The organism is Pseudoalteromonas sp. Isolate3 (assembly GCF_022398505.1).
GTDB lineage: Bacteria > Pseudomonadota > Gammaproteobacteria > Enterobacterales > Alteromonadaceae > Pseudoalteromonas > Pseudoalteromonas apostichopi.
Genome location: NZ_JAKEVN010000206.1, coordinates 1 through 3,059, shown reverse-complemented (window position 1 = coordinate 3,059; position 3,059 = coordinate 1). Strand labels below are relative to the sequence as shown.

At 37.9% G+C, this 3,059-nt stretch carries 3 protein-coding genes; 2 read left to right on the top strand and 1 reads right to left on the bottom strand.

Features of this window, described 5'->3' with window-relative positions; genetic code table 11:
• The first annotated feature begins 79 nt into the window (after window positions 1–79).
• Complete coding sequence (locus L1D46_RS20150; protein WP_130051810.1) at window positions 80–1,150, top strand: GGDEF domain-containing protein; 1,071 nt, start codon at window positions 80–82, stop codon at window positions 1,148–1,150.
• On the opposite strand, the gene L1D46_RS20145 is transcribed toward L1D46_RS20150, so the two are convergent.
• The gene (locus L1D46_RS20145) at window positions 1,147–2,127 is read right to left on the bottom strand and encodes a pentapeptide repeat-containing protein (RefSeq protein ID WP_239978128.1); all 981 of its coding nucleotides are present in this window, start codon (window positions 2,125–2,127) and stop codon (window positions 1,147–1,149) included. The two genes, L1D46_RS20150 and L1D46_RS20145, sit on opposite strands and share 4 nt — an antisense overlap.
• A 99-nt stretch (window positions 2,128–2,226) precedes the next feature.
• Here L1D46_RS20145 and L1D46_RS20140 point away from each other — a divergent pair, with 99 nt between their 5' ends.
• Window positions 2,227–2,910, top strand: coding sequence for a SprT family zinc-dependent metalloprotease (locus L1D46_RS20140; protein ID WP_205987934.1), 684 nt, complete (start codon window positions 2,227–2,229; stop codon window positions 2,908–2,910).
• Window positions 2,911–3,059 lie beyond the last annotated feature (149 nt).

Here is a 3,059-nt window from a genome sequence, read left to right as displayed (position 1 = left end):
GAAAAACCTATCACTTAAGTACGTAGTATTGAAAACCTTGACTATATTTAACTAAAAAGGAGTAGTTCGAGGTGAGTAGATGAGAAGAACTGAGCAGACTTTAGTTGAGCAAATGCAAATTAATGATGTCGAAATTCAGCATAGGATGAGCTTATTGGGGCTGAGTTCAAACAGTCTCTCATCTCTTTTGAACTACAAACCTATTATCGAATCAGCCATCGAAAATGTAGTGAATGAGTTTTATAAAAAGCAAACCGAAGTTGATGAAATTTCTTTATTAATTGGTGATGCGGATACTTTAACGCGACTAAGAGATGCGCAACGCCAATATATTATTGATCTATTTTGTGGTCGTTACGAACATGAATATGTTAATAACCGCTTACGTATTGGCATGGTACATAAGCGTATTGGGGTTGAACCAAAACTCTATTTATCGGCAGTGTGTACTTTAAAAGAACTCATTTTTAATGTGCTTAGGGCGACAATAAGCGATCAAGCTGAATTGAATCAAACGCTAAACATCATAGATAAGCTAATTTACTTTGATACCACCTTGGTCTTTGACACTTATATTGATAGTTTGGTGGGCGAAATTGAAAATGCGAAACGTCGCACCGAAGTTTACGCAAAAGGTCTCGAAGAAAAAGTTGCGCAGCGTACTCAAGAGCTTGAGAAGCTAGCGAAGCTTGACCCACTCACCAACCTATATAATCGCCGTGTCATGCAAGAGTTATTACAACGGGATCTTGCCAGAGCAAGACGGCACAAATCACCATTAACCATTGTGTATTTTGATCTGGATGACTTTAAGTCAGTAAATGATACGCAAGGGCATTTAAAAGGCGATGAAGTGCTTAAATATATAGGCCAATATTTACTTGAAAATATACGCGAGATTGATATTCCTTGTCGCTACGGGGGAGATGAGTTTTGTGTCATTTTGCCTGATTGCGAGATAGACAGTGGTGTTAATATTTGTGAAAAACTAATAGCTGCATTCGAACAACAGTACCCTGAGCTTCATTTAAGTTTTGGCCTTATAGCAGCACCACTTGATAGTACAGTAGATGCTGAGGAGTTAATTAATCGTGCTGATAAGAAAATGTATCAAGCGAAGGAGCATATAGGCTCATATATTATGCGCTAGCGGGTCATTCGCTTTACAAAGACAACAACGAACAAAGCAAGCGAGAAGCTGCCACAGAATGCTTCTATTGCTGCAATCAACCTTGAAAAGCCAATCGGAGTAATACCCCCATAACCAAGGGTTGTAAAAGTTACCACACTGAAATAAAAACTATTTAATAATGCCGATAAATTGCTTGTAAATGAGTTTTCAACGCTTAGTTGCATCACTGAATCTTGATAACTTACCCCAAATAAGAAATAACAAAAGGCACAGCAAATAATTAGTGACAAGCTAAAGCGAATAACATTCTCGGGTTTTTCTCCATAACCGCACAGCATGTCAATAAAACTTGAAGTAATTTGCTTGGTTGAACCTCTAGGGTACTGCGCATGGCGCATCCGCAATTCTTTGTATGTAAAGTTACCGGCTAGCTCAAATAGCCCTTGATGTTCTGAGGCTTTCCTTAAGTTTCGGTATATTTCTTCTGATTGTTCAAATAAGTCTCGGGCTTCTGCGAATTGTTTATTTTTACGAGCTTTAAATGCAGCCGCTTCTTGTAATAATTGATCGCCCAGTTCGATATTATCAATACGGCTGTCATTGAGTTTAATACCCAGTAGGTTGGTATTTTTTAAATCACAGTAATGCAAACTAGCGCTATGTAAATTGGCTTTCATCAATGAGGCGTTGGAGATTTTGTTATTAAATAAGTGAGCGCCCGTTAAATTCGCGCGGTAAAAATTACAATAAGATAGATCATAGCCTTCTTCGTCATCCTGTTTGATTAAGTTTAGTCCTGAAAGGTTCGCTCTTTTCAGTTGCAGGCCTTCTAATAATCCCCCTTTTTTTGCATAGCGCTCTAATTTTTGGGTGAGGTCTAGCCCTGATTTATCAAATTTACTATCATGCCAAAAGCAAAATCCAGAGCCCATATCTGTTTCTTGGCACTTGTTACCTGTTGGTGAGGTATAACTACAACATGGTTTATCAGGCATAAGGACGAAAACTTATTTGTTAGTCATCTTTATAGATTAGCAGCTATTTAGCAGGGTAAAATGGAATCTCTCATTTTTATTAATTGAATTGGCTTATATTTGTTAGATTACACCTTAAAGCGCAGTAAACGCAGAACAACAGTTGCAATTAAAGTTGCTGAGCAGAAACTCACTGTTTATGCGCCTTTTTATGTCTCACAAACTGAGATAGATGGTTGGCTAAAGACAAAACAGGATTGGGTCGCAGAACAAATCGCAAGACAATCCTCACAAGCTGAACGACGTCAACTTCCTCTTGTAAACGCGACTATTAAGTTATTCGGTCAGAGTGTGCCGATAATTTTTGCTAAAGGCCCTAAAAGCACTTGGCAACAAGATGCACAATCTCGGCTCACTTTATCTATTTCATCACGGGTTAAATATCAAGAAGCTAACTACTTAGCTCTGCTAGAACGGTTTTTACATGAAAAGCTTGAGAGCTATATTGAAATGCGTGTTCATGACTACTGTTTGCAAATGACTGAAGCTTTACCTGCAAAGTTAAAGATTCAACATTATAAACGTCGTTGGGGCAGTTGTAATAAGCGCCGAGAGCTTGCATTTAATTTACATTTAGCAAGCGCGCCGACATGGGTGATTGATTATGTCATTATTCACGAACTTGCGCACCTCAGACATATGAATCATAGCGCTAAGTTCTGGCAGCGAGTGTGCCATTTTTATCCTGACTATAAAAAAGCAGAAAGTTGGCTAAAAGCAAATGGTAGTAGTTTGAGTTGGTAGCTTAAGTTAGCGAGAGCAAAGTTAGAAAGAGTAATGTTAGAAAGAGTAAAGTTAGAAAGAGTAAAGTTAGAAAGAGTAAAGTTAGAAAGAGTAAAGTTAGAAAGAGTAAAGTTAGAAAGAGTAAAGTTAGAAAGAGTAAAGTTAGAAAG